17 protein-coding genes are annotated in these 21,844 nt (G+C 65.4%); 4 read left to right on the top strand and 13 right to left on the bottom strand.

Annotated features, from left to right (window positions below; genetic code table 11):
• Positions 1-349: 349 nt before the first annotated feature.
• Positions 350-622 carry a hypothetical protein gene (locus AC07Y9_RS05175; RefSeq protein ID WP_007927368.1) on the bottom strand — a complete coding sequence of 91 codons (273 nt, stop codon included), beginning with the start codon at positions 620-622 and terminating at the stop codon, positions 350-352.
• 416 nt (positions 623-1,038) lie between these two features.
• On the opposite strand from AC07Y9_RS05175, the gene AC07Y9_RS05170 reads away from it, so the two are divergent.
• The 4 genes from AC07Y9_RS05170 (at position 1,039) to AC07Y9_RS05155 (ending at position 4,766) form a co-directional block, all read left to right on the top strand.
• The gene (locus tag AC07Y9_RS05170) at positions 1,039-1,425 is read left to right on the top strand and encodes a RidA family protein (protein WP_102679553.1); all 387 of its coding nucleotides are present in this window, start codon (positions 1,039-1,041) and stop codon (positions 1,423-1,425) included.
• Between the two features lie 243 nt (positions 1,426-1,668).
• Entirely contained in the window at positions 1,669-2,433 is a 765-nt protein-coding gene (locus AC07Y9_RS05165; RefSeq protein ID WP_102679554.1) for an IclR family transcriptional regulator, read from the top strand.
• Positions 2,434-2,470: 37 nt separating this feature from the next.
• On the top strand, positions 2,471-3,688 hold the full coding sequence (locus tag AC07Y9_RS05160; protein WP_102679555.1) for an amino acid deaminase: 1,218 nt from the start codon (positions 2,471-2,473) through the stop codon (positions 3,686-3,688).
• A 160-nt stretch (positions 3,689-3,848) separates the two neighbouring features.
• Positions 3,849-4,766, top strand: coding sequence for a sugar kinase (locus AC07Y9_RS05155; protein WP_102679556.1), 918 nt, complete (start codon positions 3,849-3,851; stop codon positions 4,764-4,766).
• Positions 4,767-4,953: 187 nt separating this feature from the next.
• Here AC07Y9_RS05155 and AC07Y9_RS05150 read toward each other — a convergent pair whose 3' ends face one another.
• The 12 genes from AC07Y9_RS05150 to AC07Y9_RS05095 all read right to left on the bottom strand — a co-directional run bounded on the left by AC07Y9_RS05150 (position 4,954) and on the right by AC07Y9_RS05095 (position 21,677).
• Positions 4,954-5,229: a peptidylprolyl isomerase gene (locus AC07Y9_RS05150; protein WP_102679557.1), complete on the bottom strand. Its 276-nt coding sequence runs from the start codon at positions 5,227-5,229 to the stop codon at positions 4,954-4,956.
• A 52-nt stretch (positions 5,230-5,281) separates the two neighbouring features.
• A complete protein-coding gene (locus AC07Y9_RS05145; RefSeq protein ID WP_102679558.1) occupies positions 5,282-7,819 on the bottom strand; it encodes a PAS domain-containing hybrid sensor histidine kinase/response regulator family protein in 2,538 nt (845 codons plus the stop codon).
• 295 nt (positions 7,820-8,114) lie between these two features.
• Complete coding sequence (locus AC07Y9_RS05140) at positions 8,115-10,070, bottom strand: acetoacetate--CoA ligase (protein WP_102679559.1); 1,956 nt, start codon at positions 10,068-10,070, stop codon at positions 8,115-8,117.
• Positions 10,071-10,224: 154 nt separating this feature from the next.
• Positions 10,225-11,010 (bottom strand): 3-hydroxybutyrate dehydrogenase, encoded by a 786-nt coding sequence (locus AC07Y9_RS05135; RefSeq protein ID WP_007924463.1) that lies wholly within the window; start codon positions 11,008-11,010, stop codon positions 10,225-10,227.
• Between the two features lie 7 nt (positions 11,011-11,017).
• Complete coding sequence (locus tag AC07Y9_RS05130) at positions 11,018-12,409, bottom strand: GntP family permease (RefSeq protein WP_053261713.1); 1,392 nt, start codon at positions 12,407-12,409, stop codon at positions 11,018-11,020.
• Positions 12,410-12,694: 285 nt separating this feature from the next.
• Complete coding sequence (locus tag AC07Y9_RS05125; protein ID WP_087092733.1) at positions 12,695-14,113, bottom strand: sigma-54 interaction domain-containing protein; 1,419 nt, start codon at positions 14,111-14,113, stop codon at positions 12,695-12,697.
• Between the two features lie 299 nt (positions 14,114-14,412).
• Positions 14,413-15,987, bottom strand: a complete 1,575-nt coding sequence (locus AC07Y9_RS05120; protein ID WP_102679560.1) for an ABC transporter ATP-binding protein — start codon at positions 15,985-15,987, stop codon at positions 14,413-14,415.
• Between the two features lie 17 nt (positions 15,988-16,004).
• Positions 16,005-17,027: an ABC transporter permease gene (locus AC07Y9_RS05115; protein ID WP_092421067.1), complete on the bottom strand. Its 1,023-nt coding sequence runs from the start codon at positions 17,025-17,027 to the stop codon at positions 16,005-16,007.
• A complete protein-coding gene (locus AC07Y9_RS05110) occupies positions 17,027-18,088 on the bottom strand; it encodes a microcin C ABC transporter permease YejB (protein WP_102679561.1) in 1,062 nt (353 codons plus the stop codon). The genes AC07Y9_RS05115 and AC07Y9_RS05110 overlap by 1 nt, the downstream gene beginning before the upstream one ends.
• Positions 18,088-19,956: an extracellular solute-binding protein gene (locus AC07Y9_RS05105; RefSeq protein WP_102679562.1), complete on the bottom strand. Its 1,869-nt coding sequence runs from the start codon at positions 19,954-19,956 to the stop codon at positions 18,088-18,090. The genes AC07Y9_RS05110 and AC07Y9_RS05105 overlap by 1 nt, the downstream gene beginning before the upstream one ends.
• Positions 19,957-20,091: 135 nt before the next feature.
• Positions 20,092-20,373: a peptidylprolyl isomerase gene (locus tag AC07Y9_RS05100; RefSeq protein WP_007924449.1), complete on the bottom strand. Its 282-nt coding sequence runs from the start codon at positions 20,371-20,373 to the stop codon at positions 20,092-20,094.
• 212 nt (positions 20,374-20,585) lie between these two features.
• Positions 20,586-21,677: a 3-deoxy-7-phosphoheptulonate synthase gene (locus tag AC07Y9_RS05095; RefSeq protein WP_102679563.1), complete on the bottom strand. Its 1,092-nt coding sequence runs from the start codon at positions 21,675-21,677 to the stop codon at positions 20,586-20,588.
• Between the last annotated feature and the right edge of the window lie 167 nt (positions 21,678-21,844).

The following is a 21,844-nucleotide window of genomic DNA, read 5'->3' as shown; positions in this document are numbered from 1 at the left end:
TTGGACGGGGTACATATCCGTTTCTGCAGTCACGGCCGCTTATGGTTCCGCCCTTACGGCGGGTCACTTTTGGCAAACGCCCGGAATGCCGGCCCAGCCAAAAGTAACCAAAAGGTCTCGCCCCTGGCGTATGGCCTTCGCTGCGCTCAGGTTCCCTCGCTCCGGCGTCCCTCAGGGGGCATCGACTCCGGTCGGCTTCGCTTCGACCTCCATACGATGTCCTCGACTGCGTCGAGGGGCGCTGCGCGCCATCCCCCTGATGAACGCCTCCACTCGGCCTCCCGATGGGGCGGGTGGATCAAAGGCCAAAGCCAAAGCACAGCAAGAGCAAAGGCCAGGGCGGTTCGGTTTAAGGCTCTGGCAGCTCCATCGCCCGTTGTTCAACCACGTGCAACACATCGCATCCGTCCTGCAACAACAAGGTTGCCACGCTGGAGAAGCGCATCAGGTCGAGATCGTCGGCGTTGCGGCTGGTCATGCCGGACACGCTGTCCAGCATGTCCCGGGCAGCGCGGATACGCAGGCCGGCGTAGGTCAGCAGGTCAAGCAAGGGGGCTTGCGGGTTGATAAAGGCGACGGGGTGGTCGGTGGTGTTGGAGGAGGTGAGAGGTTGGAAATCCATAACGGTGACGCTCCATGAAGGAATTTTAGGGTGTGCTCATGGAGATTCGGACGGCCAAATCCGGTCGCAGCGTTGGGAGCGACGAAACGGAATATAGGAGGCGTATCGCGGGGTAACAAGCCTGGAGGGCATGTTTACACCAGATACAGAAACGCCTTACACGAACCATCATTAATGGCCGAATAAATGGGGGGGAGTAGCATTTATTTCAGGCCTGTTCTCTATCTCCTTGGTTCCAGATGTGTTGCCTATCCTCTGTTATCCCTCTCTTTCCCATGGCACACTCTTCGTGATTTTTCCGTTGTTATATATTTTGATCCGTTATAGCGGAATAAATGTCTCCTGAAATTACGCGAGGCGCCTTTTTAGGAACGGCTTATTCTGCTCAACCTTCCCTTTACTTAGGAGAACACCCCATGAGCATCACTCGCTACGGCACTGGCAGCACCGCAGGTGGTGGCCAGCCTCGTCCTTTCGCTCGTGCCGTTGAGGCCGATGGCTGGTTGTATGTGTCCGGCCAGGTGCCGGCGCTGGATGGTGAAATTATTCATGGCGGGATCGTTGAGCAGACCCATCAGACGATGCGCAATGTGGTGGCGATTCTGGAGGAGGCGGGGTATGGCCTGGAGGATGTGGTGCGGGTTGGGGTATGGCTGGAGGATCCGCGGGATTTCTGGAGTTTCAACAAGGTGTTCGGTGAGTATTTCAAGCCGGAGCACGCGCCGGCGCGGGCCTGTGTGCAGGCCGGCATGATGGTGGATTGCAAGGTTGAGATTGATTGTGTGGCTTACAAGAAGAAGTAGGACTGTGGACCGCTGATCGCGAGCAAGCTCGCTCCTACAGGGGCGGGTGGGGTTTGTTGTAGCCGCTGCCGAGCTTTGGCGAGGCTGCGATCGACCCCGTAGGGGGCGCGACGACTTCAAGAGCCTGCGCCCGCGTTGCGGTCGATCGCAGCCTCGCGGGCTCGGCAGCGGCTACGGGGATAGGGGCAATGCCGGGGTTTTGGGGCGCCGGAAATTTCGCAGTTTTTTGCAAAAGGCACAAAGATGACCGAAGACACCATCAAGCGTCGGGCCAAGGGGTTGGACCGGGCGTTCGATATTCTCGATTTCCTCAAGGAGATCGGCCAGCCGTTGCGGCCCCACGATATCGCCAAGGGTATCGGCAGCCCCAAGTCCACGGTGTACGAGCTGGTGGCGTCCTTGCTGGAGCGGCGGGTTCTGGAGCCGGTGGGCCAGGATGGGCATGTGTACCTGGGGCGGCAGCTGTACTTCCTGGGGCAGGCCCATCTGCGCCATTTCGACCTGACTCGCGAGGCCGACTCGGCCTTGCAGGAGATCGTCAGCCAGACCCGCGAGACCGCGCAGATGTGCCTACTCAATGGGCGCAAATACACGGTGGCGCTGATGAAGGAGGGCGAGCGGCATTTCCGCATCTCCTCGAATATCGGCGAGAACGCGCCGATTCCCTGGACCGCTTCCGGGCGGCTGCTGCTGGGGCATTTGAGCGATGAGCAGATCGTCGAGTTGATCGACGAGCGCGACTTCATTCTCCCTGACGGGGAGCGTCTGCCTGTGGCGACCTTCTTGAAGGAAATCCGCCAGGCCACGCAGGACGGTTTCTTTTCCTTCGACAGTGTGGCCGACACCTTTACCCATTGCTTCGCCGCTCCGGTGCGGGACGAGCGCGGGGTGTGCATCTGCACCCTGTGCATCGTCGCGCCACGGGCCGATGCCCAGAACAATTACGCCGACTACCGCCGGGTGCTGATCGACAGCGCGAATCGCCTGGCCCGTCGCATCAACGACTAATGCCAGCCCCTGTGGCTGCGCCGTAAGGAGTTCGAATATGTCTTCTGCCTTGATCAATGCCGCGGTGGAAAAGGGCGCCGCCCAACCGGGCGTCAGCCTGGTGCGCGATGTCAGCCTGCCGGCCCTGGTGCTGCACCGCGCGGCGCTGGAACACAACATCCGCTGGATGCAGAAGTTCGTCAGCGACAGCGGCGCCGAGCTGGCGCCCCACGGCAAGACCAGCATGACCCCGGCGCTGTTCCGTCGGCAGCTGGAGGCTGGCGCCTGGGGCATCACCCTGGCCACCGCGGTGCAGACCCGCGCGGCCTACGCCCACGGTGTGCGTCGGGTGCTGATGGCCAACCAGTTGGTGGGCACGCCGAACATGGGGCTGATCGCCGAGCTGCTGGCCGAGCCGACGTTCGACTTCTATTGCATGGTCGATCACCCGGACAACGTCGCCGACCTCGGGCAGTTCTTCGCCGCGCGCGGGGTGCGCCTGAACGTGATGATCGAGTACGGCGTGGTCGGCGGCCGTTGTGGCTGCCGCAGCGAGCAGGAAGTGCTGGACCTGGCGCAGGCGATCAAGGCACAACCGGCCCTGGCTTTGTGCGGCATCGAGGGCTACGAAGGGGTGATCCATGGCGATCACGCGGTGAGTGGCATTCGGGAGTTTGCCGCGTCCCTGGTGCGCCTGGCGGTGCAGTTGCAGGACGACGGGCTGTTCGCCATCGATAAGCCGATCATCACCGCGTCGGGGTCGGCCTGGTATGACCTGATCGCCGAGTCCTTCGAGGCGCAGAACGCCCAGGGGCGTTTCCTCAGCGTGCTGCGCCCCGGCAGTTACGTGGCCCACGACCATGGCATCTATAAAGAGGCGCAGTGCTGCGTGCTCGACCGGCGCAGCGACCTGCACGAAGGCCTGCGCCCGGCGCTGGAAGTCTGGGCCCATGTGCAGTCGCTACCGGAGCCTGGGTTCGCGGTGATCGCCCTGGGCAAGCGCGACGTGGCCTATGACGCCGGCTTGCCGGTGCCGTTGCTGCGCTACAAGCCGGGCGTGCTGCCGGCCAGGGGCGATGATGTCAGTGCCTGCAAGGTCACGGCGGTGATGGACCAGCATGCGTTCATGACGGTGGCGCCGGGGGTTGAGTTGCGGGTGGGGGACATTATTGCCTTCGGTACTTCGCACCCGTGTTTGACCTTTGATAAGTGGCGCACCGGGTTGCTGGTGGATGAGCGGCTGGATGTGCTGGAGAGCATGGAGACCTGTTTCTAAGGTGGGGCTGGCACCTGCTGCGCAGGTGATCGCGGGCAAGCCTCGCTCCTACGGATATGAGGCGTACACGCCTTGGCAAACGACACCAACCTTGTAGGAGCGAGGCTTGCCCGCGAAGACGTTCTTTCTCACAACAAAAAACTCTCAGAGACACCCCACCATGAACACCTGCACCACCGGGAAACGCATCGCCCTGATCGGCGAATGCATGATCGAACTGCAACACCGCGCCGACGGCAGCCTGCAACAGAGCTTCGGCGGCGACACCCTGAACACCGCCGTGTACCTGGCCCGAGAACTGGGCGAGGGCGCTTGCGTCGACTATGTCACCGCCCTCGGTGACGACAGTTTCAGCGATGCGATGTGCCACAGCTGGGCCGAGGAAGGCATCGGCCTGGGCATGGTCCAGCGCCTGCCGGGGCGCTTGCCCGGGTTGTACTGCATCCAGACCGACGCCAAGGGCGAGCGGCGCTTTCTTTACTGGCGCAACGAAGCGGCGGTGCGCGACTGTTTCACCACCCCCGCGGCCGAGCCGATCCTCGCGGCGTTGCCGACCTACGCGGTGCTGTATTTCAGCGGCATCACCCTGGCGGTGCTCGGCGAGTTGGGGCGCAAGAAGCTGATCGAGACCTTGGTTGAAGCACGCAAGCGTGGGGCGCAGATCGTCTTCGACAACAACTACCGGCCACGGCTCTGGGCCTCGGTGGAGCAGGCGCAGGCGGCTTATCGCGAGGCGCTGGCCTATGTCGATCTGGCGCTGTTGACGGTGGATGACGAGCAGGCGCTGTTCGGTTATGCCGACAGCCAGGCGGTATTGGCGGCCTACGCGGACACGCCGGAAGTGGTGCTCAAGCGCGGCGCCGAAGCGTGCCTGATCCGCTGTGGCGGCGAGTCGTTCGAGGTGCCGGCGCAGCGGGTGGAGCAGGTGGTGGACACCACGGCGGCGGGGGATTCGTTCAGTGCGGCGTATCTGGCGTGCCGCTTGAAAGGCGGCAGTCCGCAGCAGGCGGCGCAGGCCGGGCATCGCTTGGCGAGCCGGGTGATCCAGGCGCCGGGGGCGTTGATCCCAAGACCCTGAGGCCCCCCTGTAGCCGCTGCCGAGCCTGCGAGGCTGCGATCGGCACCGCAGGGGCCGCAAAACCTGGCGGCGCGGTCTACCTGAAAGATTGGGGATACCGCCCTTGCGCCGGCTGCGCCGTCGATCGCAGCCTCGCAGGCTCGGCAGCGGCTACAGGGGCGTGGTCGAAGCGTGGTGAGCGACGCGGTCAATCGCGGTAGAACACCTGCACCAGGTGATAGCCGAACTTGCTCTTGATCGGCCCGTGCACGGTGCGCAGGGGCTTTTTGAAGATCACCTGGTCGATGGCTCCGACCATCTGCCCCGGGCGCACTTCACCCAGGTCGCCGCCGCGTTTGCTGGAGGGGCAGGTGGAGTATTTCTTCGCCAGCACGTCGAAGGCTTCGCCCTTGGCGATGCGCTGCTTGAGCTGTTCGGCCTCTTCGGCGGTTTTCACCAGGATGTGGCGGGCTTGGGCTTTCATGGGGCAGTTACCTTGGAACGGTGCGGGCGGCGGGGGCGGATTATGCCTGAAATCAGCCCTGCCGGCCGATCATCTGACGAATCTTCTGGGCCAGCGCCTCGATGGAAAACGGCTTGGCGATCAGGTCCATGCCAGCGTCGAGAAAGCCTTGGCGCTCGGCGGCCTTTTCCGCGTAACCGGTCATGAACAGCACCTTGAGTTCCGGCCGCTGCTGGCGGGCGATCTCCGCCAGCTGCCGGCCGTTCATGCCCGGCAGGCCGACGTCGGTCACCAGCAGGTCGACGCGCCGCTCGGACTCCAGCAACGGCAGGGCGCTCTTGGCGTCCTCGGCTTCGAAGGCGCTGTAGCCCAGTTCGCTCAGCACGTTAAGCACCAGCATGCGCACCGCCGGGTCGTCCTCCACCAGCATCACCGATTCGCCGGCCACCGCGTACGGCGCTTCGACGCTGGCCGGTGCCGGGCTGGCGGTTTGGGCACCGCTGTACAGGCGCGGCAGGTACAGGCGCACGCAGGTGCCCTGGCCCGGTTCGCTGCTGATGGTCAGGTGGCCGCCGGATTGCTGGGCGAAGCCGTAGATCATCGACAGCCCCAGGCCCGTGCCCTGGCCGATGGGCTTGGTGGTGAAGAACGGGTCGAAGGCCTTGGCCAGCACTCGCGGGGTCATGCCGGCGCCGTTGTCGCTGACGCCGAGCATCACGTAGTCGCCGGCCTTGACCGGTTCCAGGGTGCCCAGGTCGCTGCCGTTGAGGTAGCTGTTGGCGGTCTCGATGGTCAGCACGCCGCCGTCGGGCATGGCGTCGCGGGCGTTGATCACCAGGTTGAGCAGGGCGTTTTCCAGCTGGCTGGCGTCGCTGTTGATCGACCAGACGTTGGCGCCCAGGTTCATCTTCAGCTCGATATGCTCGCCCTTGGTGTGGTTGAACAGATCGTGCAGCGAACGCACCAGCTGGTTCGGCTCCAGCGGCCGGCGGTCCAGCGACTGGCGCCGGGAGAACGCCAGCAGGCGGTGGGTGAGGGCGGCCGCGCGCTTGGCCGAGGACATCGCGGCCTCGGTGAAGCGGCCGATCTCCGCGCTGCGGTCGGCGTCGATGTAGCGCTGCATCAGCTCCAGGCTGCCGATGATGCCGGTGAGCATGTTGTTGAAGTCGTGGGCGATGCCGCCGGTGAGCTGGCCCACGGCTTCCATCTTCTGCGCATGGCGCAGGGCGTTTTCGGCGCGCTCGCGTTCGAACATCTCGCTCTGCAGGCGCTGGTTGGCGGCGGCCAGCGCCTGGGTGCGCTCGGCCACCCGTTCTTCCAGGGTTTCGTTGAGGTGGCGCAGGGCTTCCTCGGTCTGTTTGCGCTCGGTTTCGTCGATCACGAAGATGTAGAAACCATTGATCGCGCCGTCGGCGCCGTAGCGCGGCAGGTACTTCATCAGCGCATGCCGCGCGCGCCCGTCGCGGTGCGGCGAGTTGGCTTCGAAGCTGCAGGGTTTGCCGGCCAGGGCGGCGGAGATCTTGTCGGCGCGGGTGGCGTAGATCTCGTCCCCCACCACTTCGCGGATGGTCCGCCCGTACAGCTCCTGCGGGGTCAGGCCGTACCAGTCGAGGTAGGCGCTGTTGTTCAGGCGAAAGCGCTCTTCGTGGTCGACGTAGCCGATCAGCACCGGCATGGCGTTGATGATCAGCTGCAATTCGGTCTGGCTCTGGCGCAGCGCCTGTTCCATCTGCTTGCGGTCGGTCAGGTCCAGGGCGGCGCCGAGGAAGCGCACCGGCCGGCCGTGGTGATCCTTGTAGCAGCGCCCGCGGGCGAAGACCCAGCGGATCTGCCCGTCGGGCTGTTGCAGGCGGTATTCCTCGGCGTATTCGGTGCCGTGGGTGATGCAGTGCTTGATGCTGCGCGCCACCATGCCACGGTCTTCCGGGTGCACGCCCTTGAGGTAGTCGCTGATGGGCAGTTGCCCGGCCTGGGCCGGGTCGATGCTGTGCAGTTGGGCGAAGTGGGCGTCGGCGATAAAGCGGTCGTCGCCGATGTCCCAGTCCCAGGTGCCGACCGCGTCGGTCGCTGCCAGCGCCAGTTGCAGGCGCTCTTCGGTTTCGTGCTGGGCCTTGAGGCTGGCTGCCGAACGCTGCTCCAGTTCCAGGGCGATGCGCCGGCGCTCGTTGGTTTCAATACTGGTGACCAGGATCCCGGCGACTTCGCCGCTTTCGTCGCGGATCGGGCTGTAGGTCAGGTCCAGCCAGACGTCCGACTCGCGGCCCTGGCGCAGCAGGGTGAAGGGTTTTTCGCTGAAGGTGCGCACCTGGCCTTGCAGCACGGCGTGGTAGATCGGCGCGGTGAAGTCCTGGAGTTCCGGCCAGGTCAGGTGGGTCGACTGGCCGAAGGCGCCAGGGTGCTTGTTGCCGGCCAGCAGGGCGAAACCGTCGTTGTAGATCTGTGTCAGCTGCGCGCCCCACAACAGCAGCATCGGCATCGGCGAGTGGATCACGATGTCCACTGCGGTGCGCAGGCTCTGCGGCCAATGGTCGACCGCGCCCAGCGGCGTGGCGGCCCAGTCCAGCCGGGCAATCAGGGTTTCGGCTTCGCTGCCGGAGGGGGAGGCGTTCATGTCGGGGGTGTCCTGAGCGTGCATCACGCCGGCATTGTAGCCGCTGCCGCAGGCTGCGATCGACGGTGTAGCCAGCGCGAGGGCGGTTTTCCCGATCCAGCAGGTAGACCGGATCGCCCGGTTTGGCGGCCCCTGCGCAGCCTGCGGCAGCGGCTACAACTGGCACCGCGCCCAGCCCTTGTAGCCGCTGCCGAGCCTGCGAGGCTGCGTAAAGGCCCGCAGGGCCTTCAGCGGTCCTGAGATCGCGCCCCTGCGGGTCGTTCGCAGCCTGCGGCAGCGGCTACAGGGGCAACGATCAGTCGCGCAACTCAGGGCGATCGCGAAACTGCTCCAGCGCCTCGGGGTTGGCCAGGGCGTCGGTGTTTTTCACCGGCAGGCCGTGCACCACGTTGCGCACCGCCAGTTCGACGATCTTGCCGCTGATGGTCCGCGGGATGTCGCTGACCGCGAGGATCTTCGCCGGCACGTGCCTTGGCGTGGTGTTGGCGCGGATCACCTGGCGAATCTGCTCCTGCAGGGCGTCGTCCAGTTGCACGCCGTCCTGCAGGCGCACGAACAGCACCACCCGCACGTCGTTGTCCCATTGCTGACCGATGGCCAGGCTTTCCAGGACCTGCTCGAGCTTCTCCACCTGGCGGTAGATTTCCGCGGTGCCGATGCGCACGCCGCCGGGGTTGAGCACGGCGTCCGAGCGGCCGTGAATCAGCCAGCTGCCATGGGCCAGTTGCTCGGCGTAGTCGCCCTGGGCCCAGACCCCGGGGAACTGGCTGAAGTAGGAGGCGCGCAGCTTCTCGTGCCGCGGGTCGTGCCACAGGCCGATGGGCATGGCCGGGAAATGCCGGGTGCAGACCAGTTCGCCCTTTTCGCCGACCACCGCCTGGCCCTGGTCGTTCCATACCTCGACGGCCATGCCCAGGCCCTTGCCCTGCATTTCGCCGCGGTGCACCGGCAACAGCGGGTTGCCGATGATGAAACAGGAAATGATATCGGTGCCGCCGGACATCGAGGCCAGGCACAGGTCCTGTTTGAACGCGCGGTACACGTAGTCAAAGCTCTGTGGCGACAGCGGTGAGCCGGTGCTGAGCAGGGTCTTGAGGCTGGCCAGGGAATGGCTCTGGCGCGGCTCGATGCCGGCCTTTTCCAGGGCCACCAGGTACTTGGGGCTGGTGCCGAAGACGCTGATGCCTTCCTGGTCGATCAGGTCGATCAAGTGTTCGGGCGCCGGGTGGAACGGCGAGCCGTCGTACAGCAGCACCGTGGCGCCCACCGCCAGGGCGGAGACCAGCCAGTTCCACATCATCCAGCCGCAGGTGGTGTAGTAGAACAGCACTTCGCCGGCGCGCAGGTCGGTGTGCAGGCCGTGCTCCTTGAGGTGCTGCAACAGCACGCCGCCGGTGCTGTGGATGATGCACTTGGGCACGCCGGTGGTGCCGCTGGAATAGAGGATGTACAGCGGATGGGCGAAGGGCACGGCGACGAACGCCGGCTCGCCGCCGGGGCGGTAGAAGTCGTCCCACAGCGCGCCGCTGGCCGAGGTGCGAAAGTCTTCGGCGCGGGCTTCGGGCCGCGCGTACGGCACGATGATCAGCTGTTGCAGGGACGGCAGGCGTTCGAGGATCTCGTTGACCTTGGCCGTCTGGTCGATCTGTTTGCCGGCGTAGCGGTAGCCGGCGCAGGTGATCAGCACCTTGGGTTCGATCTGGCCGAAACGGTCGATCACCCCCTGGGTGCCGAAGTCTGGCGAGGAGCTGGACCAGACGGCCCCGAGGCTGGCGGTGGCGAGCATACCCACCAGGGTCTGCCAGGTGTTGGGCATGCAGGCCGCGACCCGGTCGCCAAGGCCGACGCCGGCGGCCCGCAGGCTCTGTTGCAGACCGGCGACATGGGCCGCCAGCTGGTTGTAGGTCAGCTGTTCGCGCTGGCCGTTCTCGTTGATCGCCACCACCGCGACGCCGTCGTCACGCCGCTTGAGCAGGTGCTCGGCGAAGTTCAGGGTGGCGTCGGGGAACCACTGGGCGGCGGGCATGCTGCGACCTTCGATCAGCACCGCGCTGGGGGGCGCATGGAACTCGACATCGAAGAAGTCGACTATGGCCTGCCAGAAGTCCTCGCGCCGCTCGATGCTCCATTGGTGCAGGGCGGGGTAGCCGTCGAGGTCCAGGTCGTGACGGTGATTGATCAAGCGCCGGAAGGCTTCCATGCGGGTCTTGCTGATGCGCTCGGCACTGGGTTGCCAGAGTAATTCGGACATGGGTGGCCTCTTGTTTTTCTAATGCACGCAAAGCGATTTTCAAACGCCCTGTAGCCGCTGCCGCAGGCTGCGATCGACCGGAACGGTCGTGGCGGTCTCAAGGTCGCGGAGGTCCTTCGGACCTATCGCAGCCTGCGGCAGCGGCTACAACGGTTTACTGCGCCAACCAGCCGCCATCGATATTCCACGCCGCGCCACGCACCTGGCTGCCGGCCTCACTGCACAAGAATAGGACCAACTCGCCCAGCTGCGAAGGCGTGACGAACTCCAGGGACGGCTGTTTTTCCGCCAGCAGGTCGTGCTGTGCCTGCTGCGGGTCGACCCCCGCGGCGATGCGGTCGTCGATCTGCTTTTGCACCAGCGGGGTCAGGACCCAGCCCGGGCAGATGGCGTTGCAGGTGACGTTGCTGGTGGCGGTCTCCAGGCCGACCACCTTGGTCAGGCCGATCACCCCGTGCTTGGCCGCCACATAGGCGGCCTTGCCCACCGAGCCGACCTGGCCATGCACCGAGGCGATGTTGACGATCCGCCCCCAGCCCTTGGCGCGCATGCCGGGCAGGCTCAGGCGGGTGCTGTGGAACACCGACGACAGGTTGATGGCGATGATCGAGTCCCAGCGCTCCACCGGGAATTCCTCGACCGCCGCCACATGCTGGATGCCGGCGTTGTTGACCAGGATGTCGACGCCGCCGAACTCGCGCTCGGCGTAGGCGAGCATGTCGGCGATCTGCGCCGGGTCGCTGACGTCGGCCGGGTGATGGCCGACCTTGCCGCCGCTGTCTTTGTTGAGGCGCGCGACCTCGGCGAGCACCGTCGAGGCATCGCCGAAGCCGTTGAGGATCAGGTTGGCGCCGGCCTTGGCCAGGCTCAGGGCGATCCCCAGGCCGATGCCGCTGGTGGAGCCGGTGACGAGGGCGGTCTTGCCCGCAAGATTGCTCATGAATACCTCACACAATGCCGGTGGCGTAGAAAGTGGCGATCACGACGAAGACGGCCAGGGTCTTGATCAGCGTAATGCAGAAAATGTCCTTGTAGGCTTGGCGGTGGGTCAGCCCGGTGACCGCCAGCAGGGTGATCACCGCGCCGTTGTGCGGCAGGGTATCCATGCCGCCGCTGGCCATGGCGGCCACGCGGTGCAGCACTTCCAGCGGGATGTTGGCGGCGTGGGCGGCGCTGATGAAGGTCTCCGACATGGCCGCCAGGGCGATGCTCATGCCGCCCGAGGCGGAGCCGGTGATGCCGGCCAGCAGGGTCACGGTAATGGCCTCGTTGACCAGCGGGTTGGGGATGCTTTTCAGCCAGTCCGACAGCACCAGGAAGCCCGGCAAGGAGGCGATCACCGCGCCGAAACCGTATTCCGAAGCAGTGTTCATCGCCGCCAGCAGGGCGCCGCTGACCGCGCTCTTGCTGCCCTCGGCGAGCCTGCCGCGAATGGCCGAGAAGCCGAACACCAGGACCATGATGATGCCCACCAGCAAGGCGGCCTGGACCGCCCAGATGGCGGTGAGCTTGGCGACGTCGGTCTGCACCGGGGCGGCCATGCCGGCCAGGGCCAGGCTGTGGGTCTTGCCGTACCACTGGGGAATCCAGTGGGTGAACAGCAGGTTCATCAGGCCCACCAGCAGCAGCGGCGACAGGGCGATCCAGGGGTTGGGCAGCTGGATGTCGGCGGCGGTTTCCGGCTCGTTGCGCAGGTCGCTGCCGTAGCCTTCACCAGCTTTGTGCGCCTTGTTGCGCTGGCGCTGGAGGAACAGCATGCCGGCGCAGAACACGAAAATGGTGCCGATCACCCCCAGCCAGGGCGCAGCCCAGGCGGTGGTGTTGAAGAAGGTGCTGGGGATGATGTTCTGGATCTGCGGGGTGCCGGGCAGGGCGTCCATGGTGAAGGAGAACGCGCCGAGGGCGATGGTCGCCGGGATCAGGCGCTTGGGGATATTGCTCTGGCGGAACATCTCCGCGGCGAACGGGTAGACCGCGAACACCACCACGAACAGCGACACGCCGCCGTAGGTCAGCAGGGCGCAGACCAGCACGATCACCAGCATCGCCTGGCGGGTGCCGAGCAGGCGGATGGCCGCCGCGACGATGGAGCGGGAGAAGCCCGACAGCTCGATCAGCTTGCCGAACACCGCGCCGAGCAGGAACACCGGGAAGTAGAGTTTGATGAAGCCGACCATCTTCTCCATGAACACGCCGGTGAAGGCGGGCGCCACGGCGGACGGGTCGGTGAGCAGGACGGCGCCGAGGGCGGCGATGGGGGCAAAGAGGATAACGCTGTAGCCACGGTAAGCAGCCAACATCAGCAGCGCGAGGGCTGCTAGGGCAATGATCACACTCATGGTGTGTCTCTCCAGGATTGTTATTTTTGTAGGGTGTTGCGGGTGTGGGAGGGGCTATAGCGAGTTTTGTGCCATATGGTTAAGTGTTTGATTTATAAGGGTATTATTATTTTTATTAGAAGGCTTTTAGGATTTTTGTCTCTGATCCGGGACGTGTTGGCCGGGAAATTTCTATCGCGAGCAAGCTCGCTCCTACAGGTACGCTGCAAACCCCCGTAGGAGCGAGCTTGCTCGCGATGAGCACGAAGCGCTCAAGGCTGTCTCTGCATAGAGATTGTTGTCTCTTTATTGAGACTCTTCGATCCCCAGCGCCGCCATCTTCTTGTACAGGGTCGAGCGCCCCAGCCCCAGGCGCGCCGCGGCTTGCCCCACTTTGCCGCCACAGTGCGCCAGGGCCGACTCGATCACCTGGCGGTCGAAACGCTCCCGCGCGGCGGCGAAGGTTTCGTCGGGCTGCACTTCGGCGGCCTGGGGGCTGGCCGCGCGCGGCACCGGGCTGAAGGTGCCGATGGCCGCGCGCAGGTCGTCGGCGTTGAGCATCAGGTCGTCGCTGAGCAGGGCGGCGCGTTCCAGGACGTTGCGCAGCTCGCGGATATTGCCCGGCCAGGCGTGCTGGCCGAGCAGGGCCAGGGCGTCGGGGGTCAGTTCGTGCTGGCTGCGCAGTTCTTCGAGGATGGCTTCGCTGAGGGCCGGCAGGTCGTCCAGGCGTTCGCGCAGCGGCGGCACCTGGATCGGCAGCACATTGAGGCGGTAATACAGGTCGGCGCGGAATTCACCGCGCTTGATCGCCGCTTCCAGGTCGGTGGAGGTGGCGGCGATCACCCGCACGTCGCTCTGGATCACCTCGTTGGAGCCCACCGGCTCGAACTCTTTCTCTTGCAGCACCCGCAGCAGCTTGCTTTGCAGCGGCAGGGGCATGTCGCCGATCTCGTCGAGAAACAGCGTGCCGCCCTGGGCGATCTGCAGCTTGCCGGCGCGGCCCTTGCGGTCGGCGCCGGTGAAGGCGCCGGGGGCGGTGCCGAAGAACTCGGCCTCCAGCAAGGCCTCGGGAATCGCCGCGCTGTTGATGCTGACGAAGGCCTTGTGCGCCCGTGGCGACGCGGCGTGGATGGCCTGGGCCAGCAACTCCTTGCCGGTGCCGGTCTCGCCTTGCAGCAGCACCGGCGAGTCGGCGCTGGCGCTGCGCCGGGCGCGGCGTTTGACTTCCAGGCTGGCGGCGCTGGTGCCGATGAAGTGGGCGAAGTTGTATTTGGCCTGCCGCGCCCGCAGCAGCGAGCGCGTGGAAGCAAGCTCTTCCTGCATGCTCAGGTAGCGCTTGAGCATCGGCGACAGGCTGCGCAGCTCGTCGAACAGGGCAAAGCCGATGGCGCCGATCACCGCCCCGGCGTCGTCGTGGATCGGCAGGCGCATCACCACCAGCGGGTCCTTGGGGGTGTCCTGCATGTCCAGCAGGATCGGCCGCCCGGTGCGCACCACTTCGCGCAACAGGCTGCCGGGGATCACGCTTTCGCAGGCCTTGCCGATGGCGAACGCCGCCGACTCCAGGCCGAAGCGCCGGGCGTAGCGCTCGTTCATCCAGACGATGTTGGCGTCGCGGTCGACGATCACCGTGCCCTCGCTGGATTGCTCGATGATCTCGAACAGCGAACGGATCGCCAGTTGGCGGACCCGCTGGTAATCCTTGAGGCTTTCGGTGTCGTTCATGGGGGAGGTCCTGAAGGGAGCGCGGCGCCGATTATGCCGGGAATCTTCACAGCGACGCGACCATCAGGGTTGCCGCTATCCCTGTAGCCGCTGCCGCAGGCTGCGATAAGACCCGCAGGGTCTTCCGGCGGCCTCCAGACCCTGCGCCCGCTTCGCGGTCGATCGCAGGCTTCGCCAGCGGCTACAGAGTGGTGCTTCTGTAGAAGTGAGGCTTGCCCGCGATGGGTTCGGCGCGGTGGGCCTGCAATACCGCGGTGCTTGCATCGCGAGCAAGCTCGCTCCTACAGGGGAATGCGGGTTCAGGCCGGGTGGGCGGCGGCCAGCAGTTCTTGGGTGTAGGGATGTTGCGGCGCGTCGAACACTTCGTGGCTGGGGCCGCGTTCGACCACCTTGCCGTCCTTGATCACGATCATGTCGTGGGCCAGGGCGCGCACTACCGCCAGATCGTGGCTGATGAACAGGTAGGTCAGGCCATGCCGCTCCTGGAGCTGACGCAACAGCGCCACCACCTGTTTCTGCACGGTGCGGTCGAGGGCCGAGGTCGGTTCGTCCAGCAAAATCAGCGCCGGCTTGAGCACCAGGGCCCGGGCAATGGCGATGCGCTGGCGCTGGCCACCGGAGAACTCATGGGGGTAGCGATGGCGGCTGGCCGGGTCGAGGCCGACTTCTTCCAGCACCTGGATCACCTGCTGCTCGCACTGCTGGGCGGTGGACTGGCTGTGCACTTCCAGGCCTTCGCTGATGATCTGCGCCACCGACATCCGCGGGCTGAGGCTGCCGAACGGGTCCTGGAACACCACCTGCATCTGCTTGCGCCACGGCCGCAGCTGCTTCTGGTTGAGGCCGTCGAGGGCCTCGCCCTGGAAGCGGATGCTGCCTTCGGAATCCAGCAGGCGCAGGATCGCCTGGCCGAGGGTCGACTTGCCGGAGCCGGACTCGCCGACGATGCCCAGGGTCTTGCCCCGTTGCAGGCTCAGGCTGATACCGTCCACCGCCCGCAGGTAGTGCTTGCGGCGGAACAACCCGCCGCCGATCTGGAACTGCACATTGAGGTCGTCCACCTGCAACACCACCTCGCGCTCGTCGCGGGGCAGGGCTTCGCCTTCCGGCTCGGCATTGAGCAGCACGCGGCTGTAGGGGTGCTGGGGCGCGCTGAACAGGGTTTCGCACGGCGCCTGCTCGACAATCTGCCCGGCCTTCATCACACAGACGCGCTGGGCGATGCTGCGCACCAGGTTGAGGTCGTGGCTGATCAGCAGCAGCGACATGCCCAGGCGCTGTTGCAGGGATTTGAGCAGCAGCAGGATCTTGCGCTGCACCGTCACGTCGAGGGCGGTGGTCGGTTCGTCGGCGATCAGCAGTTCCGGCTCGCAGGCCAGGGCCATGGCGATCATCACCCGCTGGCGCTGGCCGCCGGAGAGCTGGTGCGGGTAGGCCTTGAGCCGCTCCTCGGGTTTCTGGATGCCCACCAGGCGCAGCAGTTCGAGGATCCGCGCCTGGGCCGCCTTGCCGCCCAGGCCCTTGTGCAGCAGCAGGGTTTCGCCGATCTGCTTTTCGATGCTGTGCAGCGGGTTCAGCGAGGTCATCGGCTCCTGGAAGATCATGGCGATGCGGTCGCCGCGCAGCTTCTGCAAGGTCCGCGCTTCGGCGCCGAGCAACTCCTGGCCACGGTAGCGGATGCTGCCGCTGCTCTGGGTGTCGCAGTCGGGCAGCAGTTGCAGGATCGAATGGGCGGTCACCGACTTGCCCGACCCTGACTCGCCGACCAGGGCCAGGCACTCGCCGGGGCGGATATCCAGGCACAGGTCGCGCACCACTTTCTGACCGTTGAAGGCCACATTGAGGTCGCGGATTTCGATCAGGTTGTCAGTCATTTAACAGTCCGCTTGATTCAGGAGCGTGGATCGAAGGCATCGCGCAACGCCTCGCCGATAAACACCAGCAGCGAGAGGATCAGCGCCAGGGTGAAAAACGCCGTCAGGCCCAGCCAGGGCGCTTGCAGGTTCTGCTTGCCCTGGCCGATCAGCTCGCCCAGGGAGGCGCTGCCGGCGGGCATGCCGAAGCCGAGGAAGTCCAGGGCGGTGAGGGTGGAAATCGCCCCGGTGAGAATGAACGGCAGGTAGCTCAGGGTGGCGTTCATCGCGTTGGGCAGGATGTGCCGCACGATCACCTTGCGGTCGTTGAGGCCCAGGGCCCGGGCGGCCTTGACGTATTCCAGGTTGCGCCCGCGCAGGAACTCGGCGCGCACCACGTCCACCAGGGCCAGCCAGGAGAACAGCGCCATGATCCCCAGCAGCCACCAGAAGTTCGGCTCGACGAAGCCCGAAAGGATGATCAGCAGGTACAGCACCGGCAGCCCCGACCAGACCTCCAGCAAGCGTTGGCCCAGCAGGTCGACCCAGCCGCCGTAATAGCCCTGCAGGGCACCGGCGGCGATGCCGATCAGGGCGCTGATAAAGGTCAGGGCCAGGGCGAACAGGATCGACACCCGGGCGCCGTAGATCACCCGGGCCAGCACGTCACGGGCCTGGTCGTCGGTGCCCAGCCAGTTGACCGCGGTCGGCGGGCTTGGGGCCGGGCGGCTGAGGTCGTAGTTGGGTGTGTCTTCGCTGAACGGGATCGGCGGGAACAGCAGCCAGCCGCCGTCCTGGCGGATCAGCTGCTGCACGTAGTCGCTGCGGTAGTCGGCCTGGAACGGCAGCTGCCCGCCGAACTCCTGCTCGGTGTAGCGCTTGAACACCGGGAAATACAGCGAGCCCTGGTAGCTGACCACCAGCGGTTTGTCGTTGGCGATCAGCTCACCGCCCAGGGTGAGGATGAACAGGCCGATAAACAGCCACAGCGACCACCAGCCACGGCGGTTTTTCTTGAAGCGGTCGAAGCGCCGGCGCGCCAGCGGGGAGAGCTTGAGCATCAGGCGTTCCTCGCGGCGAAGTCGATACGCGGGTCGACCAGGGTGTAGCAGAGGTCGCCGATGAGTTTTATCAGCAGGCCGAACAGGGTGAAGATGAACAGCGAGCCGAACACCACCGGATAGTCCCGCGACACCGCGGCCTCGTAGCTCATGCGGCCGAGGCCGTCGAGGGAGAAGATCACCTCGATCAGCAAGGAGCCGGCGAAGAACACGCTGATAAAGGCCTGGGGAATGCCCGAGACCACCAGCAGCATGGCGTTGCGGAACACATGGCCGTAGAGCACCCTGCGCTCGCTCAGGCCCTTGGCCCGGGCGGTGACCACGTACTGGCGGGTGATCTCGTTGAGGAACGAGTTCTTGGTGAGGATGGTCAGGGTGGCGAAACCGCCGATCACCAGGGAGGTCACCGGCAGCACCAGGTGCCAGAAGTAGTCGACGACCTTGCCCAGGGTGCTCAGTTGCTCGAAGTTCTCCGAGACCAGCCCGCGCACCGGGAACCAGTTCAGCGAGGTGCCGCCGGCGAACATCACGATCAGGAACATGGCGAACAGGAAGGCTGGCATGGCGTAGCCGATAATGATCGCGGTGCTGCTCCAGATATCGAAATGGCTGCCGTGGTGCACCGCCTTGCGGATCCCCAGGGGGATCGACACCAGGTAGGTGATCAGCGTCGCCCAGAGCCCGAGGGAGATGGTCACCGGCATTTTCTGCAGGATCAGCTCGGTGACCGTGGCGCCGCGGAAGAAGCTCTTGCCGAAGTCCAGCTGCGCGTAGCTCTTGAGCATCAGCCACAGGCGTTCGTGGGCCGGCTTGTCGAATCCGTACTGTTTCTCGATGTCCTTGATCAGCTGCGGGTCGAGGCCACGGCTGGCCCGCGAGTTGCCGCTGATGCCGTCGCTCGAACCGCCGAGGTTGCCGCCACCGCCTATGCCTTGCAGGCGGGCGATGGCCTGTTCCACCGGGCCGCCGGGGGCGGCCTGGACGATGGCGAAGTTGACCAGCAGGATGATCAGCAGGGTCGGGATGATCAGCAGCAGGCGCCGCAGGATATACGCCAGCATCAGTGCGGCCCTCCGGGCTTGCCGCGCTGGACGCGCTCGGCCGCCATTTGCTCGTTGGTCAGGGGCGTGCGGCTCATTTCCCACCAGCTTTCGATGGCTTCGTCATTGCTGGCGGGAATGGCCGGCATGCCGAAGCGGTTCCACCACACGGTGGAGGTGCCCGGCGGGTAGTAGTTGGGGATCCAGTAGTAATTCCATTGCAGCACCCGGTCCAGGGCGTGGGCGTAACTCAGCATCTGCGGCTGGCTGGTGGCCTTGACCAGACCGCTGATCAGGCTGTCCACCGCCGGGTTTTTCAGCACCATCAGGTTGCTGGAGCCGGGGTCGTTGGCCGCCGCCGAGCCGAAGTAGTTGTACAGCTCCAGCCCCGGCGAGGTGGTCACCGGGTAGCCGGTGACGATCATGTCGTAGTCGCGGGCCATCAGCCGGTTGACGTACTGCGAGGCGTCGATGCGGCGGATCTCCAGGGTGATGCCGATCTGCGCCAGGTTGCGCTTGTAGGGCAGCAGCAGGCGTTCGATGCCGTTCTGGCTGTTGAGGAAGGTGAAGCGCAGCGGCTCGCCGTCGGCGTTGACCAGCTGGTCGCCGTCGGGTTTCCAGCCGGCCGCTTCGAGCAGGGCCAGGGCTTGCAGCTGTTTATCGCGGATCAGGCCGCTGCCGTCGGTTTTCGGCGCCTCGAAGACCTGGGTGAAGACTTCGTCGGGAACCTGCCCGCGCAGCGGTTCGAGGATCTTCAGTTCTTCGGCATCCGGTAGCGCCCGCGCGGCCAGGGCACTGTTGGAGAAGAAGCTCTGCTGGCGGATGTACAGGTCGCGCATCATCTGCCGGTTGCTCCACTCGAAGTCCCAGAGCATGGCCAGGGCCTGGCGCACGCGGCGATCCTGGAACATCGGCTTTTGCAGGTTGAACACGAAGCCCTGGGCCGGTTGCGGCGCTTCCTTGGCCAGGTGGGCCTTTTGCAGGCGGCCGTCGCTCAGGGCCGGGCTGTCGTAACCGATGGAGAAGCCGGTGGCGGAGAATTCGCGGTTGTAGTCGTAGGCGCCGCCGCGCAGCACCTGGCGAGCGACGTCGGTGTCGCCGAAGTACTCGATGCTGAAGCGGTCGAAGTTGTACAGGCCGCGGCTGACCGGCAGGTCCTTGCCCCACCAGTCGGCATCGCGGGTAAAGGTGATGCTGTTGCCGTTATCGACCTTGCTCACCTTGTACGGGCCGCTGCCCAGGGGGGCTTCGTAGCCACCGCCGCCGGCGAAGTCGCGACTCTTCCACCAGTGCTCGGGCAGTACCGGCAGGGTCGCGATATCCAGGGGCAGGGTGCGATTTTCATTGCTCTTGAAGTCGAAGCGGATCACCCGCGGCGACTCGACTTCGACGTCCTTGACGTCGGCGAACTGGGTGCGATAACGCAGGCTGCCCTGGGTCATCAGCAGGTTGTAGGTGTAGAGCACGTCTTCGGCGGTGATCGGCTGGCCGTCGGCGAAGCGCGCCTTGGGGTTGAGGTAGAAACGCAGCCACAGGCCGTCGTCGGCGCGCTCCATCTTTTGTGCCACCAGGCCGTACACGGTGTAGGGCTCGTCCAGCGAACGCTGGGCCAGGGGGGAATAGATATAGCCGTCGAGTTGCGAGACGCCGATGCCTTTGTCGATGTAGGGCAACACATGGTCGAAGCGGCCGATCTCGATGGCCGAGCGGCGCATGCTCCCGCCCTTGGGCGCTTGTGGGTTGGTGTAGGCGAAGTGGCTGAAGCCGGCGGGGTACTTGGCCGGTTCGCCATAGACGGTCAAGGCGTGTTGCGGTGCGGCGTCGACACTCGCGGTGCCCAGCAGCAGGGCCAGGGTGGTGAAGAGCAGGGAGGGGAAAAGCAGTCGCATTGTCAGCCTTAAGAGCCGGGTGATCGATGATCACGATTTGTACGCTACCGGCGCGCTGCTGACCAGCGCGGGCCGTAGCCCAAACACAACGGCCCACCAAAGGGCGGGCCGTCGTTCACGCAAATCGCGACAGGATCAGTCCTGGCGGCTGGTCACTTCCAGCAGGTGATAACCGAACTGGGTTTTCACCGGGCCTTGCACGACATTGACCGGGGCGCTGAACACCACGGTGTCGAATTCCTTGACCATCTGGCCTGGGCCGAACGAGCCGAGGTTGCCGCCGTCACGGCTGGATGGGCAAGTGGAGTTCTTCTTGGCGACTTCGGCGAAGTCGGCGCCGGCTTCGATTTCGGCTTTCAGTTCGTTGCACTTGGCTTCGCTGGCAACGAGGATGTGACGGGCAGTGGCTTTGGCCATGGGGAGTTGCTCCTTTCAAGAAAGTGGTGAGCCTACCGGATTGTGTAGCCTATTTCTCGTCAAAGTTCCGTCAAGGCATTGCAGCAAGGGATGGTCGGTCGATGGCATTTATTCTGTAGGAGCGAAGCTTGCCCGCGATAACGATGACGCGGTGTACCTGACTTGCCGCGTCGCCTGTATCGCGGGCAAGCCTCGCTCCTACGGGGGCGGGATCAGGCGGAGGCCGGAATGTCTTGCCGGCTGTTGCACAGTTGCCGGGCGGCATTGCGCAGCAGTTGCTCGGTGGCGTCCCAGCCCAGGCAACCGTCCGTCACCGAAACCCCGTAGCGCAGCGTCGGGCTCAGGGGCTGGCAACCCTCGAACAGATGGCTCTCCAGCATCACCCCGACCAGGGACGAGTCGCCCTGCAGGCGCTGCTCCAGGACCTCGTCGAACACCGCCGGTTGGCGCAACGGGTCCTTGCCGCTGTTGGCATGGCTGCAATCGACCATGATCCGCGCCGGGATCTTCAGTTTCTGCAAGTCGTGCTGCACCTGGGCCACGCTCTGGCGATCGTAGTTCGGGCCGCGATGGCCGCCACGCAGCACCAGGTGAGTGTCGGGGTTGCCCGGGGTCTGGATCACCGCCGGATGGCCCTGGCTGTCGACGCCGAAATGGCGGTGCGGGTGCGCCGCCGAGCGCATGGCGTCGCAGGCGATGCCGACGCCGCCGTCGGTGCCATTCTTGAAGCCCACGGGCATGCCCAGGCCGCTGGCCATTTCCCGGTGGATCTGCGATTCGGTGGTGCGCGCGCCAATGGCGACCCAGCTCAGCAGGTCGTCGAAGTAGCCCGCGGCCATGGGTTGCAGCAGCTCGGTGGCGATTGGCAGGCCCAGGCGGAGGATTTCGCGCATCAGTTCACGGGACAGGGTCAGGCCGCCGGCCATGTCGTCGCTGCCATCCAGGCGCGGGTCGTAGGCCAGGCCTTTCCAGCCGACGGTGGTGCGCGGTTTTTCGACGTAGGCACGCATTACCAGCAGCAGGTCGTCGCTGACCTCGGCGGCCAGGCTGGCCAGGTTGCTGGCGTATTCCAGGGCGGACTGGGGATCGTGGATCGAGCAGGGGCCGACGACGACCAGCAAACGGCAGTCTTCACCGTTGAGGATGGCGCGCACCGCCTGGCGATGGGCGGCGACTTGCTGGCCGAGGGCCGGGCTGAGCGGCAGTTGCTGCTTGAGCTCCAGCGAGCTGGGCAGGCGCTGGCTCAGGGTTTCGTTGGCGCAGTTGCGGGTGGACAGCGGCAGAGCGGAGACGGACGAGTTCATGTTCAAGGCTTCCTGGGCAGGCGGCGGGTAGTGTCCCGCGCGCGGCCCTACTGGGGTGTTCGACAATTGGCCGGATTGGCTGTGCAGGTGTGTTTGCCACCAGTAGGTGACCGATCGGAGGCGGCAGGCTGTCCCGAACGGAGGCTGCTAAATCGCCAGGTGGTGCA

The sequence above is a fragment of the Pseudomonas sp. GW456-L12 genome, from assembly GCF_059424045.1.
This window is presented reverse-complemented; position numbering and strand designations above follow the sequence as displayed.

What these genes read in the sequence shown, in the direction of transcription:
- AC07Y9_RS05100 (WP_007924449.1), bottom strand. Translation starts at nt 20,373, where the DNA reads ATGGCCAAAGCCACTGCCCGTCACATCCTCGTTGCCAGCGAAGCCAAG.
- AC07Y9_RS05165 (WP_102679554.1), top strand. Translation starts at nt 1,669, where the DNA reads ATGACCGAAGACACCATCAAGCGTCGGGCCAAGGGGTTGGACCGGGCG.
- AC07Y9_RS05150 (WP_102679557.1), bottom strand. Translation starts at nt 5,229, where the DNA reads ATGAAAGCCCAAGCCCGCCACATCCTGGTGAAAACCGCCGAAGAGGCC.
- AC07Y9_RS05175 (WP_007927368.1), bottom strand. Translation starts at nt 622, where the DNA reads ATGGATTTCCAACCTCTCACCTCCTCCAACACCACCGACCACCCCGTC.
- AC07Y9_RS05095 (WP_102679563.1), bottom strand. Translation starts at nt 21,677, where the DNA reads ATGAACTCGTCCGTCTCCGCTCTGCCGCTGTCCACCCGCAACTGCGCC.
- AC07Y9_RS05155 (WP_102679556.1), top strand. Translation starts at nt 3,849, where the DNA reads ATGAACACCTGCACCACCGGGAAACGCATCGCCCTGATCGGCGAATGC.
- AC07Y9_RS05110 (WP_102679561.1), bottom strand. Translation starts at nt 18,088, where the DNA reads ATGCTGGCGTATATCCTGCGGCGCCTGCTGCTGATCATCCCGACCCTG.
- AC07Y9_RS05115 (WP_092421067.1), bottom strand. Translation starts at nt 17,027, where the DNA reads ATGCTCAAGCTCTCCCCGCTGGCGCGCCGGCGCTTCGACCGCTTCAAG.
- AC07Y9_RS05140 (WP_102679559.1), bottom strand. Translation starts at nt 10,070, where the DNA reads ATGTCCGAATTACTCTGGCAACCCAGTGCCGAGCGCATCAGCAAGACC.
- AC07Y9_RS05105 (WP_102679562.1), bottom strand. Translation starts at nt 19,956, where the DNA reads ATGCGACTGCTTTTCCCCTCCCTGCTCTTCACCACCCTGGCCCTGCTG.
- AC07Y9_RS05160 (WP_102679555.1), top strand. Translation starts at nt 2,471, where the DNA reads ATGTCTTCTGCCTTGATCAATGCCGCGGTGGAAAAGGGCGCCGCCCAA.
- AC07Y9_RS05170 (WP_102679553.1), top strand. Translation starts at nt 1,039, where the DNA reads ATGAGCATCACTCGCTACGGCACTGGCAGCACCGCAGGTGGTGGCCAG.
- AC07Y9_RS05120 (WP_102679560.1), bottom strand. Translation starts at nt 15,987, where the DNA reads ATGACTGACAACCTGATCGAAATCCGCGACCTCAATGTGGCCTTCAAC.
- AC07Y9_RS05135 (WP_007924463.1), bottom strand. Translation starts at nt 11,010, where the DNA reads ATGAGCAATCTTGCGGGCAAGACCGCCCTCGTCACCGGCTCCACCAGC.
- AC07Y9_RS05145 (WP_102679558.1), bottom strand. Translation starts at nt 7,819, where the DNA reads ATGAACGCCTCCCCCTCCGGCAGCGAAGCCGAAACCCTGATTGCCCGG.
- AC07Y9_RS05125 (WP_087092733.1), bottom strand. Translation starts at nt 14,113, where the DNA reads ATGAACGACACCGAAAGCCTCAAGGATTACCAGCGGGTCCGCCAACTG.
- AC07Y9_RS05130 (WP_053261713.1), bottom strand. Translation starts at nt 12,409, where the DNA reads ATGAGTGTGATCATTGCCCTAGCAGCCCTCGCGCTGCTGATGTTGGCT.